The following is a 1,157-nucleotide window of genomic DNA, read 5'->3' on the forward strand; positions in this document are numbered from 1 at the left end:
TCGTATCATTTTGGGAACAAATCAAACTACTTCAAAATATACCTTGGCTTAAAACCAATTTATAAGCTTTTAACTAGGTGAATTTGTATTGAAAATGGAGTTTTTTCACAACCTGACGTTTTGCCGCTTTGCGAAGGCGGGGATTTTCAGCACTAAACTTCATTAGATGCACAAAGCTTGAATTTAGCACTTCACTGTCATAGAAGCACGAAACCCCCGCTTTTGCAAAACGGCTGTTACAGGCTGGCGTTCTTGTCTTTATGTGCTTTTCAATTTGCATATTGTCCGCTTGTTATGGTTTCCAAAATACGTTTATTTCTTTTCTCCACTAAATCTAAAGTATGTTTTTTATATTGTCTATACTCGTCAATTGTCTGAGGCAATGGCGGTCTGTTGAAATTGTCAAACGGTAAAGAAAATTCAATTTGCTCTTGTTGGTCAATAAAGTCTTGTAAATGGAAAAAGCCAACATAGCCTTTGAAGTCCACGAACAAGTCAAAAAAGTCTTTGTAGTTTGTGATTGTCTTTGAAAGTGGACTTTCTTCGTCTTTGTAAAAACGTCTTATGCACTCCAATGTCAAGTCAAATCTGTCACAAATTATTCTACTTACTCCTCTGGCTTGATTAATTGTAAATCCATTCTTTTTATGTGCTGGAAAAACAATGTGTCCGCCAATTGTCCGCACCTTATGTTTTAGTTCTTCTCTTTCAATATCTGAAAGCCAACCGTCAAACTTGTTATTATATTTTCCGTCAAAATGAGGACACATTCTGTCGCTTGACAAATTCATTGTAAAGTTGTTTTTCAAAAGAAATCTTCCATAACTGTCTCCTTTAATTTCCAAGATGAATTCTTTTCCGTTTGGTAATTCTTTACTCCATAACAACTTGTGAGTTTCATATAATTTTGGACTGTCCGTATCAGGGTCGCCACATTTACTGTCTTGTCGAAAGTCAAAATCTATATCAATTTGTTCTGTCATTTATACTTTAAATTTCATTTTTATTGTCGGGTCGTGTCGTCCTACGCTTGCCTGTAACGTCAGACTGTGAAAAAACCTCCACAATCCTAGTACCAAATATAGTAAAATAGTTGTAAGAAAAAGATAAATTCATTATTTTTAGTGATGCAACATATACAAGGAATAGCTCGCAAC

General features: G+C 35.0%; 1 protein-coding gene. It reads right to left on the reverse strand.

The window, feature by feature from the left end; translation table 11 throughout:
• Positions 1-269: 269 nt before the first annotated feature.
• The gene (locus G6042_RS00765; protein ID WP_169522367.1) at positions 270-983 is read right to left on the reverse strand and encodes a DUF6994 family protein; all 714 of its coding nucleotides are present in this window, start codon (positions 981-983) and stop codon (positions 270-272) included.
• Positions 984-1,157: the final 174 nt, after the last annotated feature.

It is taken from the genome of Flavobacterium solisilvae (genome assembly GCF_012911605.1).
Classification (GTDB): domain Bacteria; phylum Bacteroidota; class Bacteroidia; order Flavobacteriales; family Flavobacteriaceae; genus Flavobacterium; species Flavobacterium solisilvae.